The 18,391-nt window shown below is 70.3% G+C and carries 19 protein-coding genes; 7 read left to right on the top strand and 12 right to left on the bottom strand.

Annotation, left to right across the window (positions count from 1 at the left end; genetic code table 11):
* Positions 1-153: 153 nt before the first annotated feature.
* On the bottom strand, positions 154-891 hold the full coding sequence (locus F3H10_RS15470) for an OB-fold nucleic acid binding domain-containing protein (RefSeq protein WP_149785665.1): 738 nt from the start codon (positions 889-891) through the stop codon (positions 154-156).
* 170 nt (positions 892-1,061) lie between these two features.
* Between F3H10_RS15470 and F3H10_RS15465 the strand changes: the two genes are divergently transcribed.
* The 3 genes from F3H10_RS15465 to F3H10_RS15455 all read left to right on the top strand — a co-directional run bounded on the left by F3H10_RS15465 (position 1,062) and on the right by F3H10_RS15455 (position 2,471).
* On the top strand, positions 1,062-1,583 hold the full coding sequence (locus F3H10_RS15465) for a cupin domain-containing protein (RefSeq protein ID WP_149785664.1): 522 nt from the start codon (positions 1,062-1,064) through the stop codon (positions 1,581-1,583).
* A gap of 101 nt (positions 1,584-1,684) precedes the next feature.
* Positions 1,685-2,116, top strand: coding sequence for a universal stress protein (locus F3H10_RS15460; RefSeq protein ID WP_149785663.1), 432 nt, complete (start codon positions 1,685-1,687; stop codon positions 2,114-2,116).
* A 121-nt stretch (positions 2,117-2,237) separates the two neighbouring features.
* Positions 2,238-2,471: a YgaP family membrane protein gene (locus F3H10_RS15455; protein WP_149785662.1), complete on the top strand. Its 234-nt coding sequence runs from the start codon at positions 2,238-2,240 to the stop codon at positions 2,469-2,471.
* Between the two features lie 33 nt (positions 2,472-2,504).
* Here the strand turns inward: F3H10_RS15455 and F3H10_RS15450 are convergent, their stop codons facing one another.
* The gene (locus tag F3H10_RS15450; RefSeq protein ID WP_149785666.1) at positions 2,505-3,296 is read right to left on the bottom strand and encodes an aldo/keto reductase; all 792 of its coding nucleotides are present in this window, start codon (positions 3,294-3,296) and stop codon (positions 2,505-2,507) included.
* Between the two features lie 142 nt (positions 3,297-3,438).
* Positions 3,439-5,304, bottom strand: coding sequence for an aldehyde ferredoxin oxidoreductase family protein (locus F3H10_RS15445; protein ID WP_149785661.1), 1,866 nt, complete (start codon positions 5,302-5,304; stop codon positions 3,439-3,441).
* 195 nt (positions 5,305-5,499) lie between these two features.
* Between F3H10_RS15445 and F3H10_RS15440 the strand changes: the two genes are divergently transcribed.
* Both F3H10_RS15440 and F3H10_RS15435 read left to right on the top strand, forming a co-directional pair.
* Complete coding sequence (locus F3H10_RS15440; RefSeq protein ID WP_149785660.1) at positions 5,500-6,468, top strand: phosphoadenosine phosphosulfate reductase family protein; 969 nt, start codon at positions 5,500-5,502, stop codon at positions 6,466-6,468.
* 129 nt (positions 6,469-6,597) lie between these two features.
* Entirely contained in the window at positions 6,598-7,947 is a 1,350-nt protein-coding gene (locus tag F3H10_RS15435; protein ID WP_149785659.1) for an alkaline phosphatase family protein, read from the top strand.
* A 37-nt stretch (positions 7,948-7,984) separates the two neighbouring features.
* Here the strand turns inward: F3H10_RS15435 and F3H10_RS15430 are convergent, their stop codons facing one another.
* The 9 genes from F3H10_RS15430 to tbsP all read right to left on the bottom strand — a co-directional run bounded on the left by F3H10_RS15430 (position 7,985) and on the right by tbsP (position 15,898).
* Positions 7,985-8,497: a hypothetical protein gene (locus F3H10_RS15430; RefSeq protein ID WP_149785658.1), complete on the bottom strand. Its 513-nt coding sequence runs from the start codon at positions 8,495-8,497 to the stop codon at positions 7,985-7,987.
* 5 nt (positions 8,498-8,502) lie between these two features.
* Entirely contained in the window at positions 8,503-8,832 is a 330-nt protein-coding gene (locus F3H10_RS15425) for a transcription factor S (RefSeq protein ID WP_142985666.1), read from the bottom strand.
* A gap of 59 nt (positions 8,833-8,891) precedes the next feature.
* A complete protein-coding gene (locus F3H10_RS15420) occupies positions 8,892-9,392 on the bottom strand; it encodes a hypothetical protein (RefSeq protein WP_149785657.1) in 501 nt (166 codons plus the stop codon).
* A complete protein-coding gene (locus F3H10_RS15415) occupies positions 9,389-10,432 on the bottom strand; it encodes a hypothetical protein (RefSeq protein ID WP_149785656.1) in 1,044 nt (347 codons plus the stop codon). The genes F3H10_RS15420 and F3H10_RS15415 overlap by 4 nt, the downstream gene beginning before the upstream one ends.
* 83 nt (positions 10,433-10,515) lie before the next feature.
* Complete coding sequence (locus tag F3H10_RS15410; RefSeq protein WP_149785655.1) at positions 10,516-11,352, bottom strand: RAD55 family ATPase; 837 nt, start codon at positions 11,350-11,352, stop codon at positions 10,516-10,518.
* Between the two features lie 25 nt (positions 11,353-11,377).
* The gene (locus F3H10_RS15405; protein ID WP_149785654.1) at positions 11,378-12,463 is read right to left on the bottom strand and encodes a beta-ribofuranosylaminobenzene 5'-phosphate synthase family protein; all 1,086 of its coding nucleotides are present in this window, start codon (positions 12,461-12,463) and stop codon (positions 11,378-11,380) included.
* 293 nt (positions 12,464-12,756) lie between these two features.
* Positions 12,757-13,095, bottom strand: a complete 339-nt coding sequence (locus F3H10_RS15400) for a cupin domain-containing protein (protein ID WP_149785653.1) — start codon at positions 13,093-13,095, stop codon at positions 12,757-12,759.
* A gap of 81 nt (positions 13,096-13,176) precedes the next feature.
* On the bottom strand, positions 13,177-14,979 hold the full coding sequence (locus F3H10_RS15395) for a YcaO-like family protein (RefSeq protein WP_149785652.1): 1,803 nt from the start codon (positions 14,977-14,979) through the stop codon (positions 13,177-13,179).
* Positions 14,980-15,082: 103 nt separating this feature from the next.
* The gene (gene tbsP / locus F3H10_RS15390) at positions 15,083-15,898 is read right to left on the bottom strand and encodes a transcriptional regulator TbsP (RefSeq protein ID WP_149785651.1); all 816 of its coding nucleotides are present in this window, start codon (positions 15,896-15,898) and stop codon (positions 15,083-15,085) included.
* Between the two features lie 176 nt (positions 15,899-16,074).
* Here tbsP and glyA point away from each other — a divergent pair, with 176 nt between their 5' ends.
* Positions 16,075-17,322, top strand: a complete 1,248-nt coding sequence (gene glyA, locus F3H10_RS15385) for a serine hydroxymethyltransferase (protein ID WP_149785650.1) — start codon at positions 16,075-16,077, stop codon at positions 17,320-17,322.
* Positions 17,323-17,426: 104 nt separating this feature from the next.
* Positions 17,427-17,837 (top strand): DUF3054 domain-containing protein, encoded by a 411-nt coding sequence (locus F3H10_RS15380; protein ID WP_149785649.1) that lies wholly within the window; start codon positions 17,427-17,429, stop codon positions 17,835-17,837.
* The last annotated feature ends 554 nt before the right edge of the window (positions 17,838-18,391 follow it).

Here is an 18,391-nt window from a genome sequence, read left to right as displayed (position 1 = left end):
TTCCCCGCGCAGGCACCAGAGTATAGCCGAGCGGCTGGGGCTTTGGAGGGGTTCCCCGCGCAGGCACCAGAGTATAGCCGAGCGGCTGGGGCTTTAGCAGTGTTCCCCGCGTCGACAACGACCTCCGAGCGAACTGCTCCGCCGGGCACACACTCACGCCGCGATCGCCCACAGTCCGACGGCGACGAACACGGCCGCGACGAGGAGCGGGAACGCGGCCCGCCACAGCCGCGAGAGCGCGAGCCCGCGAACCGACCGGTCCGTGATCACGAGGTCGCCCGCGAGCCCGAGTCCCCCACCCACCTCACGATCGACCCGTCCGGCGACGAGGTACGTCTCCCCGGGATCGATCCGACGCTCGACGTAGCGACGAGCGCCGAAGAAGGGGATCGCCGCGATCCAGCCGGCGACCGGATCGAGTCCCTCCCGGGCGTCCACGAACCGTCGAACCCGGTCCGGAGGCGTCTCCTTCGCGCCGACGCGGACGACCGTCGACGCCGTGTCGAGCGCGAACCGCCGCGGCGACGGGCGGACGGCGAGGTCGCCGCCCGACCCGTCCGGACCGTCCAGCGTGAACGGTCCCGTCGCGACCCCGTCGTCGAGGTGGGTGTCGAGCCACGAGACCCCGATCGCGAACGGCTGCCGTTCGGTGACCTCGAACTCGAACCCGAGACAGTCGTCGCCGGTGAACGGGGCCGAGAGGACCTCGTCGGAGGCGCGGGCGGTTCCGCGGATCGCCACGAACGCCCCCTCGTCGGCGTCCGTCACCGCCTCGGGTCGCCGGACCTCGGCTCGAAGGAGCCGCGGGAGCACCGCGAGCGGCCGGAGGCCGTACCACGCCATCGCGAGGCCGAGCCCGGCGAAGAGGGCTCCGAGGAGGGTCAGATACATCGGCGGGTGGCGGGCGGGTTCAAGTGAATCGTCGGGGACGTGCGTGCTAACGGGCCGGTCGTGGAGGGGATCACGTCGTTCGGTTCGGGCGGACGGCTGATAAAGGTCAACGACGCCGCGGTCGACATCGTCGCCCCCGGAACTTTGCGTTCCCGTTCCGTGGGTGGGCCATGGGACTCGTGAACGAGGCGGATCTGGAGTGGACCGAGACGGATCGCGGCGAGGCGCGATTCAGGCGCAAGCAGCTCGGCGAGGCGGCCGGCGGCGACGCGCTCGGCTGTAGCCTGTACGAGCTGCCCGTGGGTCACGAGTCGTGGCCGTTTCACTACCACGCCGCGAACGAGGAGGCGATCTACGTCCTCGAGGGAACCGGATCGATCCGGCTGGCGACGGACCCGGACGACGCCGAGGCAGACGACGATTTCGAGACGAAGAACACCCACGACCTCACGCCGGGTACGTACGTCGCGCTCCCGGCCGACGAGTCCGGGGGCCACCGGGTGATCAACGACTCCGAGGGCGTCCTCCGCTACCTCGCCGTCTCGACGATGGTCGAGCCGGACGTCACCGTGTACCCCGACTCGGGGACGTTCGGCGTGTTCGTCGGGTCCCCGCCCGGCGGCCGGGAGGAACGCTCGCTGGAGGGGTACTACGACGCCGACGACGCGGTCGGCTACTGGGAACAGGAGTAGCGGAGGGCGAAGTGCGACCCGGGGAGAGCGACGACCCGCGGAGAGTCACGGCACGGGAACGCCCGACAGGAGTTATGTGGGTCGCGGCGGAACCTCCGGATATGCGTTACCTCATAGCCACCGACGGGTCCACGCTGGGTGACGAAGCGGTCCGGTACGCCGCGCGTCAGGCGGTCGCGTTCGACGCCACGCTCGTGATCGCACACGTGTTGACGCCGGACTCCGAACTGATCGACGGCACGCTCGTCCTCCCCGGCGAGGAGGCGGCCGTCGAGGAGGGCGAGCGCGTCCTCGAGAACGCGCGGTCGGTCGCGGTCGACGTCGCCGACGGAGAAGGCGCCGGGATCGACGTCGAGACGCAGTTGCTCACCGGCCGGCCCGCGGACGCGATCACGGAGTTCGCGGGCGAGACCGACGCCGACGCGATCTTCGTCGGTCACCGCGGGCTCTCCGAGGAGCGCGAGCAGGTCGTCGGCAGCGTCGCGAAGAGCGTCGTCGACAAGGCGGTCGTCCCGGTGACGGTCATCCGGTGACGGTCGTCGGGCGCCTCCCGGGAGGCTCGGGCCGGACCGTCCGTGAAGCCGGCCCTCCAGGGGCGTCGTCACGGGACCGATCGTCGACAGGCTTTAGTCCGTGCCAGTAGTAGTGTACAGTATGGACAAGAACGTCGGCGACACGGACAAGCTCGTCAGGACGCTGGTCGGCGCGGTGCTTGGAACGGTCTCGCTCGCGACGCTCGCCGGTGCCGTCCCGCTCCCCGAGATCGCGTCGCCGATCCTCGGCGTCGTCTCGCTCGTCATGCTCGTCACCGCCGCGACCGGGACGTGCGGGATGTACTCACTTCTGGGGGTCGACACCTGCTCGGTCGCGGGCGAGAAAACGCGCTGATCGGCGTCCGCCGCCGACTCCGTCGCGGACGACCTACTCCCAGGCGTCCGGGCCGAAGTCCGGGTGGACCTGTCGGTCGTACCGGTCGATCCCGTCGATGCGTTCGAGGTCCTCGTCGGTCAGTTCGAGGCCGCGGCTCGCCCAGTTGTCGACGATGTGGTCCTCGCTCGTGGCCTTCGGGATCGCCGTCACGCCCTTCTCGCGGAGCCACGCCAGGCTGACCTGCGCCTCGCTGGCGTCGTGGTCGGCGGCGATCTCCCCGATCACGTCGTCTCCGAACACCGTGCCGCGCGCGAGCGGCGAGTAGCCGACGAGCTCGTAGCCGTGCTCCTCGGCGTGGGCGCGAAGCTCCGTCTGCTTACAGAACGGGTGCGTCTCGACCTGGTTCGCGAAGACGGGCGCATCGAGGACGTCCATGGCCCGCTCGACGTGGTCGGGCTCGAAGTTCGAGACGCCCACACGGTCGATCAGCCCGCGGTCGCGGAGCTCGTCGAACGCCGGAAGCGTCTCCTCGGGGTCGTACGCTCCGGCCGGCCAGTGGACGTACAGCAGGTCGACGGCGTCGACGCCGAGCTTCTCGAGGCTCTCCTCCGTCGTCTCGATGACGTCCTCGTACGCGAGGTTCGAGGTCCACACCTTGGTGGCGAGGAAGACGTCCTCGCGGTCGACGTCGGCGGCGGCGATCCCCTCGCCGACGGCCGCCTCGTTGCCGTACGCCTGCGCGGTGTCGACGTGGCAGTACCCCGCCTCGAGGGCGGTCCTGACGCTCTCGGCGCACTGGTCCGGGTTCTCGTTCTCCCAGGTGCCGAGCCCGAGGACCGGCATCCCGCTCGCTCGGGTCACGCTATCGGACGACTGCTTTGAAGAAGGCACACCTTGACGTGGGGGCTCGAGCGACTAAGGGGTTCGGAAACGGGTCCGGAGCACGCTCCGGCGGCTCCGAGTCGTGTCCCGGTTCCGATCGTCGTCATGCCCCGATATCGACCTCCTCGGGGACGAACGACTCGAGGTCCAGCCGTTCTATCGTCGCCGCCTCCGGGACGCCCTCCTCGGTCCAGCCGCGGATGTCGTAGTACTCCTCGAGCATCGTCTCGAACTCCGCCTCGGTGACCCGGTTGCCGTCGGCGGGGCCGCCCGACTCCAGCGGCCGCGTCAGCCGCTCCGGGAGGCTGTCGTCCTCCCGATCGAACCCCTCGCGCAGGTTGAACAGGCGAGTCATCGTCCAGGCCCGCTCGCCGACCGTCTCGAGGTCGTCGACGGTCAGGTCGTAGCCGAACCGCTGGAGCCACTCGGCGGCGCGCTCGTAGTCGTAGGCGGTGAAGTCGCACGCGACCATGCTGAACGAGAGCGCGCCCTCGTTCTGCTCGTCGACGACGGCCGCCGCGTGGCCCTCGGTGTCGAACGGGTCGCGCTCCCCGCCCAGCGCGTCCGACCCGATCGGGAAGGCGCGCTGGTGACAGCCGCCGCGGTCCGAGGTCGCGTACGCGAGCGCCATGCTGAGGGACGCGCGCGGGTCGTACGCCGGCAGCTCCATTCCCTTCACCTCGACCGCGGCCTCGCGCGCTTCCGGGGCGTCCGGACAGAGGCGCTCGGCCGCGCCGACGGTCCCCTCCGCGAGCGCGTCGCCGATCCCCTCGCGATGGGCGACCTTCTCGACCACCCGCGCCGCCGTCTCGGCGTCGCCGAACTCGACGTCGAAATCCACGAGCCCCCGCTCGCTCGCCTCCATCAGCCACGAGAGGACGTTCCCCAGCGTGATCGTGTCCATCCCGAGCCGGTCGGCGCGGTCCGCGAGCTCCGTCACGCCCGTCACGTCGGTCACGTCGGTGTTCGCGCCCATCATCCCGATCGTCTCGTACTCCGGTCCCCACGCGACGCTGGCGTCCGGGAACGCCCCGTCGACGTCGGTGCCGGAGAAGTCGGTGACGTGCCCGCAGGCGACCGGGCAGTTGTAACAGGAGTCGGGCCGCCGGTGGCCCGGCTCGAAGGCGTCGATGTTGAGCGTCTCGACGTCGTCTATCGTCCCCTCGGTCCAGTTGTGCGAGGGGAGCGCGCCGACCTCCTGGGTCCAGTCGACGATGAGTTGGGTGCCGCCCTCCCGCGCCCACTCGACCTCCGCGTCGTTGCCGAGCCGCCGCATGTGGTCGATCCGGAGGTCCTGTAGCGCGCCGTCGTCCGGCTTCGTCCCGCTGGCGACCACCGCCTTGAGATTCTTGCTGCCCATCACCGCGCCGACGCCGCCGCGACCGGCGTGGTGGGAGGCCTCGTCGCTCGAGATCGTCGCGAACTTCACCTCGTTCTCGCCCGCCGGCCCGATCGCGGCGACCTTGGTGTCGCGGTCGGCGAACTCCCGGGCCGTCTCGCGGGCGTCGTGGCTCCCCCACAGGTGGTCGGCGTCCTCGATCGAGACCTCGCCGTCGTCGACGCGGAGCAGGACCGGCTCGTCGGCGCTACCCTCGAAGACGACGCCGAGGTAACTCGGCATCGCGAACCGGAACATCGACGGGAAGTGCCCGCCGGAGTACGAGTCGACGAACGCGCCCGTCAGCGGCGACTTGGTCACCACGCCGTACCGCGAGGTGCCCGGCGCGTGTCCCGTGAGCGGGCCGAACGTGAAGAACAGCGGGTTCTCCGGGGAGAGCGGATCGGTACCGGGCGGCAGCTCGTCGAGGAGCATCGCGGCCCCGAGCCCCTTCCCGGAGACGAACGCGTTCCGGTACGTCTCGGGGACCTCCTCCGTCTCGACGGTTCGTTCCGAGAGGTTCACCCGGAGCAGGTGACGCATCTCGCTCGGTACGCTGCCGGTCGTGGCCCCGTCCGTCGTGGTTGCCATTGACACGACATCAGCCCGATCGTACAAAAACGTGTGCGGCGAGGCGGTTCGGGCCGGATCCCCGTTGCGGTCCCGAAGGCCTCCGCTCGCGTTCCACGTGAAGACTCCGCTCACGGACCGTGTGAACCGTGTACATGAGGTCTGAGCGCGATGAATCACAAAACCCTTCTTCATCGCACCCGGTATCGTAAGCGAATGAGCGACTTCCCCGAGGCGATCGACGTCGACTACGCGGACGGCGAGGGCGAGGATCCCGGCGACTATCCGTCGCTCCAGCACAAGATCGAGAAGGCGATCGAGGTCACCCGGCGCGGCCTCGAGCAGTACGACAACCCCGCGGTCATGTGGACCGGCGGGAAGGACTCGACGCTCACGCTGTACTTCATCAACGAAGTCGCGGAGCAGTTCGGCTACGACAAACCCACCGCGGTGTTCATCGACCACTTCCAGCACTTCGACGAGATCACCGACTTCGTCGAGCACTGGGCCGACGAGTGGGGGATCGACCTCGTGTACGCGCGCAACGACGACGTCGGCGCGTACGTCGAGGAACACGGCCTCGAGCCGGGCGACGACGTCCCGGTCTCGGCGCTCTCAGAGCACAACCAACGCCACGTCCGGGAGATCCTCGAGTACGAGGAGGAGACGTTCCCGTTCCTGCTCGACACCTACGTCGGCAACCACCTGCTGAAGACGGTCGCGCTCAACGACGCCCTCGAGGAGTACGACATCGACGGCGTGATCTCGGGAGTCCGCTGGGACGAACAGGAGGCGCGCGCGGACGAGACGTTCTTCTCGCCACGACACGACCCCGACATCTACCCGCCGCACGACCGGATCCAGCCCATCCTCCAGTTCGACGAGCGCGACGTGTGGGACGCGTTCTGGCAGGTCGTCGTCCCCGAGACGGTCGAGGGCTTCCCCGAGGAGGGGTACGTCCCGGAGTCCGCCGACGACCTCCCCGAGGGCGTCGAGCAGTCCGACGTGCCGATCTCGCCGAAGTACTTCGCCGGGTTCCGCTCGCTCGGCAGCGAGGTCAGCACGGAGAAGACCACCGGCGAGCCCGCCTGGCTACAGGACCTCGAGAACACCACCGAGCGTGCCGGCCGCGCCCAGGACAAGGAGGACCTGATGGAGCGGCTCCGCGACCTCGGCTACATGTAACGATCGGCGGCCGATAGCACCGAGCGACCGACCGACGCGGATCGAGCGGAAGCGGACGCGTCACAGGTCTCCGCCGTCCGTGCCGTCTCCGACGTGTTTTTCCACCGCGGGGGCGACTCTCCCGGTATCATGGGCCTGTTCGATCGACTCCGCGGCGACGACGACCCGCGCGTCGTCTTCCTCGGCATCGACGGCGTACCGTACGACCTCGTCGAGGACCACCCCGACGTCTTCGAGAACCTCCACCGCATCGCCGACGAGGGAACCGGCGGCCGGATCTCCAGCATCGTTCCGCCCGAATCGAGCGCCTGCTGGCCGAGCCTCACCACCGGCGTCAACCCCGGCAAGACGGGCGTGTACGGCTTCCAGGACCGCGAGATCGGCTCCGACGAGACGTACGTGCCGATGGGCAAACACGTCCGGGCGACCCGGATCTGGGACCGCGTGACCGCGGACGGCGGCGACGCGACCGTGCTCAACGTCCCCGTGACGTTCCCGCCGCAGGAGGACGTCCAGCGGATGGTCTCGGGCTTCCTCTCGCCCTCCGTCGAGCACGCCTCGAGCGACGCCGAGGTCCAGTCCGTCCTGGAGGACCACGACTACGTCATCGACGTCGACGCGAAGCTCGGCCACGACGAGGACAAGTCGGCGTTCCTCGAGAACGCCCACGACACGCTCGACGCCCGGTACGACGTCTTCGACCACTACCTCTCCGCGGACGACTGGGACCTCTTCTTCGGCGTCTTCATGACGACCGACCGGGTCAACCACTTCCTGTTCGGCGACTACGCGAACGACACCGACGACGCGGACGCGTTCCTCGAGTTCTACCGCTCGCTCGACGACTACGTCGGGCGGATCTACGACGACCTCCCCGAGGACGTCTCGCTCGTGATCGCCTCCGACCACGGGTTCACGGAGCTGGTCCACGAGGTGAACTGTAACGAGTGGCTCGCGCGGAACGGCTACCTGGATTACGAGGGCGACGACCCCGACGAGCTCGCCGACATCGGCGCCGACACCGAGGTCTTCTCCTTCATTCCCGGCCGGTTCTTCGTCAACCTCGAGGGCCGGGAGCCGAACGGCGCGGTGCCGGACGAGGAGTACGAGGCGGTCCGCGACCGGCTCATCGAGGACCTCGAGTCGATGACCGGTCCGGACGGGTCACCCGTCTGTGCGCAGATCCACAAGGGTGAGGACGTCTTCGACGGACCGGCCGACGACATCGCGCCCGACGTGGTCGTCGTTCCCGAGGACGGCTTCGACCTGAAGTCCGGGTTCGGCCGCAAGGAGTCGGTGTTCAGTCAGGGGCCGCGAAACGGGATGCACAAGTTCTCGAACGCGTGCCTGTTCACCGACGACGACCGGGTCGCGATCGACGACGTGGACCTCTTCGATCTGACGCCGACGCTGCTCGAGATGCTCGAGGTCGACGCGGAGTCGGCCGACTTCGACGGGCGGAGCCTGCTCCGCTCGTAGACACTCGAGACGTTCGGAACGCCTCGCCGACCGGGAGTCACCGGAGGTCGTCGAGCAGGTCGCGAACCCGTCGCTCTCCCTCCGCCGGGTCGTACCCTTCCATTCGGAGGTGTGCGAGCGGAGCGACGTACGGGTTTCGCTCCCAGTGTGCCCACACTTCCGTGGTTCCGTCGGACGCGGGAAACAGCCGCACGTGGAGCTGGTGGTCGCCGGTCAGCCCGTCCGGCCGCCGGACGAAGCTGCCCACCTCGTGGACGCGGTCGCCCTCGCGGTCGTACGCGTGGAAGTACGCGCGCACGAGCTCCGAGAAGCCGGCACGGGGCAGTCGTCGTCGCGCCGCCGCGGGCGGAACCGGAAGCGTTCCGACGTACTCGTCGGAGGGCGGTGGGAGGACCCGGACGTGGTTCGGAACGTCGTCGGGGAGCCGTGCGAGGAGCCGCCCCGCGGCGAGTCTGGCGCGCCAGAAGCCGACGGCGCGCCCCGCCAGAAACGCGACGACGGGAACGACGGCCGCCACGAACGCGAGCAGGGGTCGGCGTCGCGGGCGCATCGGACTCAGTTGTATCCGCGCCAGCGGCGGCCGCACTCCTTGCACTTGAAGAACCGGGTCGGCGGCTCGTCGGCCGCGCCGGTCTGTTTGATCGTGTACCACGCCTCGTCGTGGCCGCACGCCTCACAGACGACGTCGGTGGCGGTGGGTTTCCCCTCGAAGTTCGCCCCCTCCTCCGTCTCGATCAGCTCCTCGCCGGTCTGTTCGGTCGTCGACTCGAACCGTTCGGCGAGCTCCTCGTCGCGCTCGGTCGTCGCCCCGCAGTCGTCGTTTCGACACACCATCACGCCGTCCCGCGAGACCATCATCGAGCCGCAGTCGTCACAGAACTGCATTTCCTCGCGATACGCTCCGGACGGCCTTATGCTCCCCGTTGGTCGCCCGGCTTCCCGCGTCACTCGTCGAGCCGCCCGTGCCGGTCGAACCGGGGACCGTCGTCGGTCACCATCGGGCAGTCGCGGACCCGGAACTCCTCGAAACCGAGCGCCTCGAGTATCGACGCGTCCTCGTGGGTACAGGCGGTCTCGGGCGGATCAGCGAAGTACGGACAGCGGTGACAGTACGTCCGCTTGTCGACGACGTGGTCGGTCGCTTCGCGCGGGGCCGCGGCCGACGCTCCGGCGGTTCCGTCGAGGTCGCTCACGTCCTCGTCCAGCGCCTCCCAGACGCCGTCGACGTCGACCTCGTCGACCTCCATCCGGTCGAAGAGGTCGGCGTCGTCCGCCGGGGACGCCTCCTCGCCTTCGAGCGCCGAGAAGGGGTCCGCGCCGATCCCGTCCGCCTCGTCGGTTCGAGTAAAGAGGTCCGTCCCGTGCTCGTCGTCGATCTCCTCGAAGGGATCGGCGTCCGTCCGATCGGTCGAGTCGTCCGTTCGATCGCCGGGACCGTCGCTCATCGTTCGCCCCGGTCACGCTCGTCGCCCTCCGGGTCCTCGCGGATCCCCTCTCCCTCACGGCGGATCCCCTCCCCGTCACGGCGAGTCTCCTCTCCATCGCGTTCCCCCTCGTCGGCGTTCGGGGCGACGTCGCCCTCGAGCGCCGGCCTGTCGTCGACGGTCAGCGTCGACCGCCGGTAGAACCGGTCCGCGGGGTCGAGGTCGTCGAACCGGGCCTCACAGAAGGGGCATTCGGGCTCCGAGAGGAGCGAGGGGCGGACCGTGTTCCCACACTCGGCGCAGTCGGCCTTTCGAACCCCGTGGCGGTTCGCCGTCCGGAGGACCGAATCGAGCCGCTCGCGGTCGGCGCGGTCGCGTCGAACCGTCCGGAGTTCCCGCTGTGCCCGGACGACCGCGCTCGCGACCCGCGAGAGCTTCTCCGAGCGGTCCTCGCCCGCCGCCGCGAGGTCCTCGAGGCGGTCTTCGGCCGTGGAGAGGCGCTCCTCGACCGTCGAGAGCCGGTCCTCCGCGTCCGCGACTCGATCGTCGGTGTCCGAGATCCGGCCTTCGGCGCTCGCGACGCGGTCGTCGATCGCCCCGACGTTCGTCTCGAGGTCCGTCACCGTCGCGTCGACCCGATCGAGGGCCTCCTCGACCGACTCGACTCGCGTCTCCACGCCGTCGAGCCGCTCGGCGGCGGCCGTCACGTCGGCCGCGACCGTCTCCAGCCGGTCGGCCGTTTCGGGGTGTTCGTGGTCCGTCCCGGCCTTCCCTTCCAGATCACGGTAGAGTCGGACGAACCGTTCCCGGAGGTCCTCGACGTCCTCGTCGATCGCCGAGTCGAGCGACTCGAGGTCCGATCGCAGCGATCCGACGGATTCCTCCAGTCGATCGGTCGTCTCCCGGAGGTCGGCGAGCGCCGTGCGGACCTCCTCGACCTCCTCGGCGGTCGTCGCGCCGTGGCCGTCGCTCTCGGGACCCGTGGCGTCGACCCCGTCGCTTCCCCCGGTGGCACTCTCGATCGCGTCCTCGACGGTCCCCCCGCCGTCGGGATCACTCATCACGATACCCCTGCATCTACGTCACGTTCGGCGGCGAGACTTAAGTAACCTGTCGCGCGGTTCTCCGGATCGATACTCCCCGCTCACCGGATCTTCCGGACGTCGCTGATGTCGAACCCGCCGTCGTGGACCTCCGTCTCGAACCGGACGATGTTCTCCTCCTCGAGCCGCGAGAGGACGCCGCGGAACTCCCGGACGAACATGGTCCGGGCGCGTTTCGACCCGCCGCTCTCCCAGGTGAACTGGAGGGTCCCGCCCGCGGCGTCCATCAGCGTCCCGAACTCGCGGTCGGTGAGCGCGTCCTCGTTGACCAACACCAGTATCAGCCCCTGCCACCCGGTGGCGGCCTTCTTCAGTCCCTTCATCACCATCGCGATGTCGCTCCACTCCATGTCGTCGGAGGCGGCGGAGACGAGGTCGGTCACGGAGTCGATACAGACCACGTTGCCGGCGGCGTGTTCGGTCAGGTAATCGCCGAAGGCGGTGAGCACGTCGTCGTAGCGCCCGTGATCGCCCAGGTCCGCGATCGTCGTCGTCTCGCCCTCGTACCACTCCCGCGGGATCGGGCTGAGTTGGAAGAACTCCGGCGAGAGGTCGCGGAACTCGATCCCCTCGGCGGCGGCGTCGACGACCTCCTCGGCCAGCGTGTACCCCATCTCCCTCGTCAGCGCCTCCTCGCCGGCGGTAAACGAGAGGTAATGGATCTCCGGCGGGATCGTCGCGTCGCCGGGGAGGTCGCCGTAGTAGAGGTCGAACAGCTCCTCGTCGGTCCGCCCGAGGGCGTTCATCGCCGCGCTCGTGTAGAGGAACTCCCGAGCGCCGGCCCCCGACTCGCCGGCGAGCAGGACCACGCTTCCGGGCGGCGCGCCGCCCTCCAGGATCGAATCCAGTCGGGCGACGCCGAACGGGACACTCGACATACCTCGGTACGGGTCGCGGGCCCGCTTAGTGTTGTCCCTCGTCGCGGTCGGGGCTCTCCGAGCCGTCCCCGACCCACGCCCCCTCGTTCGCGCCCCGGACGACGGAGACGCTCCCGCCGACGCCCGCCGCCTCGAGCGCGCGCTCGCCCGCCTCCCTCGCCGCGTCGGCGCGGTCCGCGTCGGTGACGCCGTAGACGGCGGGGCCCCAGGAGGACTGCCCGGCCCCGAAGACCGCCGGCGACGCCGACAGCGACGCGACCACGTCGCCGACGGGCGGCCGATAGACGCCTCCCTGCTCGTCGGCGTACCACGCGCCGTTGAGCCGTCCCACCGACGCGACCGCCGCGCCGAACGCCTCCGTGCGACCCCTCGCGATCGCGGGCAACACTCGGCGGGTGACGATCCCGGCGATCCGGTCGGCGAGTCTCGGTTCCGCCCGCTCGACGGCCGCCCGCATCGAGGCGTCCTCGCTCTCCCCGTTTCGCCCCGGCTCCGCGTCCGGTCGGACGAGCAGGAACCGCCAGTCGTCGGGAACGGCGTGACGGGCGGCGACCGGCGGGACCGTCCACTCCCCGTCGGCCGGTCGGTCGGTCGTGAACCGCGCGGTCGGGTGACCCGCGTCGAGGACGAACCCGCCCGCCTCGAAGGCCGCGACGCCGACCCCGGAGCGACCGCCACGACCCAGCGCCGGCGCCCGATCCCTGACCGCCGGCTCCCGGTCGTGCGCTCTGGCGATCGCCGCGAGCGTCGTCGCGGCCAGCTGCGTGCCGCTTCCCAGCCCCGCGTGCCGCGGGAGCGACGCCCGGACCGTGACGGTCGCGCCCGGAACGTCGAGCAGGTCGGCGGCGGTCGCGGCGTACTCGCGGGCGTCGGCGCGGACGCCGTCCCGAGCGTCGGCACGCGTCTCGGCGCGGATCCCGGTCACACCGCCGTCGGCGGCGGCCAGCGCGTCGTCCTCGACGGTCACCGACGTCGACTCGGCGGGGACCGCCTCGACGGTCACCCGCGGCTCCGCGAGCGCCAGCCCGAGCGCGCCGTACAGGCGCTCGTGTGAGAGGCTGAGGTTACAGAAGCCGAAGTGGAGCCGTGCGCCGGCGCTCGCGAGTGCCATCGTCGTCCCCGCGTTCGACCCGGACGTACAAAAGGAACCGAGACGGGGGCGAAAACCGCCTTCTCGATCACGAACCGACCGTGCGGTGGCGCGTGCCTCCGAGCGCCCGACGGGGCGTGAGTAGGGAGGGACCGGAGGTCCCTCCGACAGTCGGCGGCAACGCCGCCGGCGAGAGACCGCGCGAGGGAGGTCGAGGCGACCCCGCCAGCGGTTTCGGCGGGTCGCCGAGACCGAGGCTGGGGAGGCGTGAGGTGCGGTTGTGGTTGCGGCGAGCGTTCACCGCGCCGACCGATTCACTCCTCCCAGTCGGGGTTCGGCCGCGCCGGCGAGAACACGTCGAACCCCTCGACTGGGACCTCGCCCTCGTTGACCGCCGCGTGCGGCTCCCCGCCGGGGATCGCGAACGTGTCCCCCGCGTGGACCGTCCGCTCCTCGCCGTCGACGACGAAGGTGAGCGCGCCGGCCGTGACCGTGCCGACCTGCTCGTGCGGGTGGTCGTGTTCGGGCACCTCCGCGCCCGGCTCGATGTAGAACCGCTGGATGCTCGCCTCGTCGCCCGCGGCCCCCTGCGTGAGGTGGACGCCCGGGACCGCCTCCGTCGACTCGACCTCGTCGGAAGACACGATGTCCATACGACCCACCGCGACGCGGCGTCACTTAAATTCGCGGGGCGGGCCGGGGTTCCGTTCGTTCACGGGACCGCTCGAGACCGCTCACGGGAACGGGTGGTACTCCCGGTCGAGCGTCGGCTCGAACCCCATCGACCGGGGCACCTCGCGGGCGCGCTCGCCGAAGAACGGGTCGCCGGTGAAGAGCGGCTGCGCGCCGGGGACGAGGACGCGAACGGCCTCGAAGCCGAGCGCGGCCACGTCGCGGGTCGTCGTGCGCGCCACGACGGGGTCGAGCCCGACCGACCGGACCCGGTCGACGACCGCGTCGAGTTCGTCGACCCCGCCGTCTCTCGCCTCGTCCGTCCCGCCGCCCTTCACGTCATCCGTCCCGCCGTCTCTCGCCTCATCCGTCTCGCCGTCCCCCGCGTCGTCCCCGACGAGAGCGGGCTCCCCGAGCCCCGCCGCCGGGACCGTCGCGTCGGGGTCGAAGAACTCCCGGGTCGCGTCGGGGAGGTCGGCGTGGTGGCCGATCGCGGCCCCCTGATCGGCGGCGGTCTCCTTTCCCATCGACCGGAGCTCCATCCAGTTCTGGAGCGCCTCCGCGACCGCATTCCGGGCCGCGGCGACCGGGTCGAGGTCCGCGCCCGACCCGGCGGCGAAGCGGGGCCACTCGCCGTCGCGATGGACCGCGGCGGCGACGACGGGCACGTCGACGTCCGTCGTGACGAGCAGCGTCGAGACCGACAGCGACTCCGCGCGGGCGCGCTTCTCGAGCCGCTCGACGACCGGGTCGTCGACCTCGAGCCCGAGCGGCTCCGTCGTCGAGTACCACGTCGTCATCGTGGCGTCGCGCTCGATCGTCTCGTAGAGTCCCGACAGCGCCGCCTCCGACCCGGTGTTGCCGAGGCCGAGCCCGGTCGTGATCGCGGGTCGGTACCGGCGCTCCGGCGGCGGGAAGCGGACGAACTCCGCGGGGAGGCTGACGACCTCCCCGGAGCCCGGACGCTCCCCGGCCACCAGCCGCTCGCCGGTCGTCCACGCGAGCCGGTCCTCCGACGAGTACGGTTCCGCGTCGTCCGGGCGGACGAACGCGTCAGGCGTGACCGGGTTCGGCACGTCGGCCGCGGTCGCGGTCGTGAACGCCGATTCCCGGTAGACGCCCGCGGCGTAGCGCTCGAGCCCCTCGCCGAGCGCCTTCATGTACGCGGCGTCCCAGTCGTCGTCGGCCCCGGCGGCGAACTCCGCGGCGCGAGCGTCCGAGAACCGGGTCGTGTCCGCGACGCGTGAGACGTAGTACGGCACCGGGAACGACTCGCGTTCGCCCACCTCGCCGATCGGCCCGATCCGGGGGTCGACCCCCCGCTCCGCGCGCTCTATCGCCGCGGAGACCGACCGAGTCTCGCCCCCGCGCGGGAGCGCCGCACCGGGTTCGGAGCCGCAGCCACAGCCGGGAACCGGAAGCAGCGACCGGGTCGGTCCGGGGACCTCGCGGACCGTATCGCCGACGGGCTCGCCCGCGAGCAGCCGGATCGCCGTCCGGCCGGCGACCGCGCCCGCGTACCGCACCGCCGAGCGCGTTCCCTTCGGCGCGTCTGCCGCCTCCACGCCGCCGCTCGCGACCCGGTCACGCAGACAGTCGTAACACGCGTCCTCGAGGACCGTTACGGCGGCGTCGACGTCCGCGAGCGGGACGCCGCCGAGCCCGCCGACCTCGACGGCGACCCAGCGGTCGAGCAGGTCGTTCGCGGCGTCGAACGCCGCCGACCCGGTCGTGTCGACGACGACGCCGAGGTCGAACCCGTCGAGCAGCGACGGCTCGACCGACATCACGTTCACGTCGACGTCGGCGAGCGCGGCCTCGACCGCCTCGACCGCGGGGCCGTCGCCGACCAGTCCGATGTCCATGTGCGGTCGACGGGAAGGAAGGAAAAAAAGCCCGCGGGGACGGGGATGACGGGAGAACGGCGAAGGGGCGAGGACGTGATCGCGGCGGGGAAGACGGTGACGACTACGCGAGCAGTTCGGCGGCCACGGCGGCGAACTCCTCGGCGTCGACGCCGACCAGCCGGTCGTCGCCGAGCTTGAGTCGGAGTCGCGGTCGGCCGACGTCGATCGGGACCTTCTCGGTGTCGATGACGCCGACGTCCTCGAGCCGCGTTTTCGTCCGGGAGAACGTCGCCTTCGAGGCGATCCCCACGTCCTCGCCCCACTTCGAGATGTCGTACAACAGGACGTCGTTGCGCGCGGCGACGAGGAGCGAGACGGTCACCTCGTCGAGCCCGACGTCGTTCCCGCTCGCGCTCTCCAGGGACGCGAGCACGTCGTCGAAGTCGTCGCGAACGTCCTCGCCGATGTCGGCCGCCATCGTCTCGCGAACGCGGCTGATCGACGGCGTGCGGAGCGCGTACTCCTCGGCGTCCTCGAACGCGGCGCGGTGCGTCTCGAACACCTCGGAGACGAACGTCTCGTCCGTCGTCGAGAGGGCGGCGACGCGGTCGCCGGCGCTCACGAGCGCGACGACCTTCGACTCGGAGACGAAGAGCGCGTTCTCGACGTCCTCGGGGAGGACTCGAAGCGTCAACGCTCCGGACTCGAGGAGGTCGGCGGCCTTCGAGGCGACGAGGAAGTCGTCCATGACGTCCTTCAGCACGCGCTCGTCGGCGAGCATCGACATCTCCGGGAGGTCGTCTCGATCGACGGCCGCGTCGACGAGCGAGACGATCGTCGACGCCGGCGGGTCGACCACGAACAGTTCCTCGTCCGACCCCGCGAACGCCGCATCGAGGACGTCTTCCACGTCCGATTCCAATAAATTCGACACCATCTATCTCCTCGTATACAATCCGGATATCTATTTAATATTAACGGGAATTGGAGAGCGAACAACGTCTTCTGGGGGCTTCTACCCGATGAAATCGAGTGATCCGGAGATCGGCACCCCTGTGGCCCTCTCGATCGCGGACGAACAGGCTTAATGTGCCGTCGAACGCGACGAGGAGTATGGACAACGAGAACCTCCGGGCGGTCGACCCGGCGGTGGCGGACGCGCTGGCCGGCGAGCGAACGAGACAGGAGGAGACGCTCGCGATGATCGCGAGCGAGAACCACGTCAGCGAGGCCGTACTCGAGGCGCAAGGGAGCGTCCTCACGAACAAGTACGCCGAGGGCTACCCCGGTGCGCGCTACTACGCCGGCTGTGAGTACGCCGACGAGGTCGAGGAGCTCGCGATCGAGCGTGCCGAGGAGCTGTGGGGGGCCGAACACGTCAACGTCCAGCCGCACTCCGGGACGCAGGCGAACCAGGCGGTCTACTACTCGGTGCTCGAGCCGGGCGATAAGGTCCTCTCTTTGGACCTGAACCACGGCGGGCACCTCTCGCACGGCCACCCGGCGAACTTCACCGGGCAGATCTACGAGGTCGAACAGTACGAGGTCGACCCCGAGACCGGGTACATCGACTACGAGGGGCTCCGCGAGACCGCGGAGGAGTTCGACCCCGACATCGTCGTCTCCGGCTACTCCGCGTACCCGCGGACGGTCGACTGGGAGGCGATACAGGCGGCCGCCGACGCGGCCGACGCCTACCACCTCGCCGACATCGCGCACATCACCGGGCTCGTCGCGGCCGGCGTCCACCCGTCTCCGGTCGGGATCGCCGACTTCGTCACCGGCTCGACCCACAAGACGATCCGCGCCGGCCGCGGCGGGATCGTGATGTGCGACGAGGAGTTCGCCGACGACGTCGACAAGGCGGTGTTCCCCGGCGGACAGGGCGGCCCGCTGATGCACAACGTCGCCGGGAAGGCCGTCGGGTTCAAGGAGGCGCTCGAGCCCGAGTTCGAGGCGTACGCACAGGCAGTCGTCGACAACGCCGAGACGCTCGCGGAGACGCTCCAGGGCCACGGGCTCTCGCTCGTCTCCGGCGGCACCGACAACCACCTCGTGTTGGTCGACCTCCGCGAGTCGCATCCGGACCTCTCGGGCGGTGACGCCGAGGACGCGCTCGCGGCCGCGAACGTCGTCCTCAACGGGAACACGGTGCCCGACGAGACCCGTTCGCCGTTCGACCCCTCCGGGATCCGCGCGGGGACGGCCGGCATAACCACCCGCGGCTTCGACGCGGACGCGATCGAGGAGGTCGGCGACCTCATCTACCGCGTGATCGACGACGCCGACAGCGAGGACGTGATCTACGAGGTCGGCGAGCGCGTCGTCGAGCTCTGTCGGGAGTACCCGCTGTACGAGTAGCGCTCCTCGACTCCGCATTCCGTCCCGCCCCGTCCCGTTTCCCCCACCCCGTTCCGCGGCGCGGATCCGTACGTACAAAGTAGGGGCGGTTCCGACGGGGGCGTATGGACGACCAGTCGTTTCTGGCACGACGTCTCGATCGCGCGGCCGCGCCGCTCGCGATCGGCGACGTCCTGGTGTTGATGGCGCTTTTGACGGTGGGGACGCTCAGCCACAGACCGGCCGAGTTCCTCGCGAGCAACCCGACGTACCTGCTCGGCGTGTGGGCTCCCTTCCTGATCGGCTGGGTCCTCCTCGCGCCGCTGGTCGGCGCGTACTCCGCCGGCGCGGTGGAGACGGCGAAGTCGTCCGTCCCGCTCGTCGTGCGGTCGTGGATCCCCGCGGCCGCCGTCGGGTTCGCGTTGCGCGCGTTCGTGTTCCGCGGCGGCGTCGCCCCCACCTTCGTCGCGGTCATCCTCGTGACCGGCGCGGTCGCGCTCGGCGGGTGGCGAGCGGTCTACTTCCGGTTGCGGTAGCCCCGTTTCCCGCGTCGTCCGTTTCTTCGGGACCACTCCTCGAAAAACTGCTGGAGAACGGTCAAATCAATCGTCTTCGACGGCTCCGTCGGGGACTCGATCGATCCACGCTGTTCAGTACAGTCTAAGGAGTGAGCGATCGATTGCGGTGGCGTCGCCGGCGGCGGAGCCGCCGGCTTCAAGCGAGAGCTTCGCTCTCGCCCTGCGCCGGTGAGTGGTCGCCGTAGGCGACCGCGAACCGCCCGCGAGGGACGCCGCGAGCGGAGCGAGCGGCAGCGAGGCGCTCCGCGCCTCTGGCAGCCGGCGGCTCTGCCGCCGGCGACGAGGCTGGGGAGGCATGAGGTGCGGGTGCGGTGCTGTGTAGGGTGGGACTCAAAGGGGCAGTCGCGATTCCCGCGAGCACAGCGAGCGGGAAGTCGAGAGACGAAGTCTCTCGGAAGGACGAAGCCCGGTGAAGTAAGCACCGCAGAAGCGAACGCAGTGAGTGACGAGGAGCACAGCGAGCCGCGCGAGTCCTCGCGGCTGGGGCTTTGGACGTATTCTTCCCAGTCGCG

Source organism: Halorubrum aquaticum (genome assembly GCF_900113615.1).
Classification (GTDB): domain Archaea; phylum Halobacteriota; class Halobacteria; order Halobacteriales; family Haloferacaceae; genus Halorubrum; species Halorubrum aquaticum.
The sequence above is the reverse complement of the archived record's forward strand: the minus strand, read 5'-3'. Positions and strand labels throughout refer to the sequence as shown.

Excerpts from the sequence above, each read along its gene's own strand:
- F3H10_RS15445 (WP_149785661.1), bottom strand. The coding sequence starts at position 5,304 with ATGGCAACCACGACGGACGGGGCCACGACCGGCAGCGTACCGAGCGAG.
- F3H10_RS15465 (WP_149785664.1), top strand. The coding sequence starts at position 1,062 with ATGGGACTCGTGAACGAGGCGGATCTGGAGTGGACCGAGACGGATCGC.
- F3H10_RS15380 (WP_149785649.1), top strand. The coding sequence starts at position 17,427 with ATGGACGACCAGTCGTTTCTGGCACGACGTCTCGATCGCGCGGCCGCG.
- F3H10_RS15420 (WP_149785657.1), bottom strand. The coding sequence starts at position 9,392 with ATGAGCGACGGTCCCGGCGATCGAACGGACGACTCGACCGATCGGACG.
- glyA (WP_149785650.1), top strand. The coding sequence starts at position 16,075 with ATGGACAACGAGAACCTCCGGGCGGTCGACCCGGCGGTGGCGGACGCG.
- F3H10_RS15450 (WP_149785666.1), bottom strand. The coding sequence starts at position 3,296 with ATGCCGGTCCTCGGGCTCGGCACCTGGGAGAACGAGAACCCGGACCAG.
- F3H10_RS15400 (WP_149785653.1), bottom strand. The coding sequence starts at position 13,095 with ATGGACATCGTGTCTTCCGACGAGGTCGAGTCGACGGAGGCGGTCCCG.
- F3H10_RS15430 (WP_149785658.1), bottom strand. The coding sequence starts at position 8,497 with ATGCGCCCGCGACGCCGACCCCTGCTCGCGTTCGTGGCGGCCGTCGTT.
- F3H10_RS15435 (WP_149785659.1), top strand. The coding sequence starts at position 6,598 with ATGGGCCTGTTCGATCGACTCCGCGGCGACGACGACCCGCGCGTCGTC.
- F3H10_RS15425 (WP_142985666.1), bottom strand. The coding sequence starts at position 8,832 with ATGCAGTTCTGTGACGACTGCGGCTCGATGATGGTCTCGCGGGACGGC.
- F3H10_RS15410 (WP_149785655.1), bottom strand. The coding sequence starts at position 11,352 with ATGTCGAGTGTCCCGTTCGGCGTCGCCCGACTGGATTCGATCCTGGAG.
- F3H10_RS15440 (WP_149785660.1), top strand. The coding sequence starts at position 5,500 with ATGAGCGACTTCCCCGAGGCGATCGACGTCGACTACGCGGACGGCGAG.
- F3H10_RS15455 (WP_149785662.1), top strand. The coding sequence starts at position 2,238 with ATGGACAAGAACGTCGGCGACACGGACAAGCTCGTCAGGACGCTGGTC.
- F3H10_RS15405 (WP_149785654.1), bottom strand. The coding sequence starts at position 12,463 with ATGGCACTCGCGAGCGCCGGCGCACGGCTCCACTTCGGCTTCTGTAAC.
- F3H10_RS15460 (WP_149785663.1), top strand. The coding sequence starts at position 1,685 with ATGCGTTACCTCATAGCCACCGACGGGTCCACGCTGGGTGACGAAGCG.
- F3H10_RS15415 (WP_149785656.1), bottom strand. The coding sequence starts at position 10,432 with ATGAGTGATCCCGACGGCGGGGGGACCGTCGAGGACGCGATCGAGAGT.
- tbsP (WP_149785651.1), bottom strand. The coding sequence starts at position 15,898 with ATGGTGTCGAATTTATTGGAATCGGACGTGGAAGACGTCCTCGATGCG.
- F3H10_RS15470 (WP_149785665.1), bottom strand. The coding sequence starts at position 891 with ATGTATCTGACCCTCCTCGGAGCCCTCTTCGCCGGGCTCGGCCTCGCG.
- F3H10_RS15395 (WP_149785652.1), bottom strand. The coding sequence starts at position 14,979 with ATGGACATCGGACTGGTCGGCGACGGCCCCGCGGTCGAGGCGGTCGAG.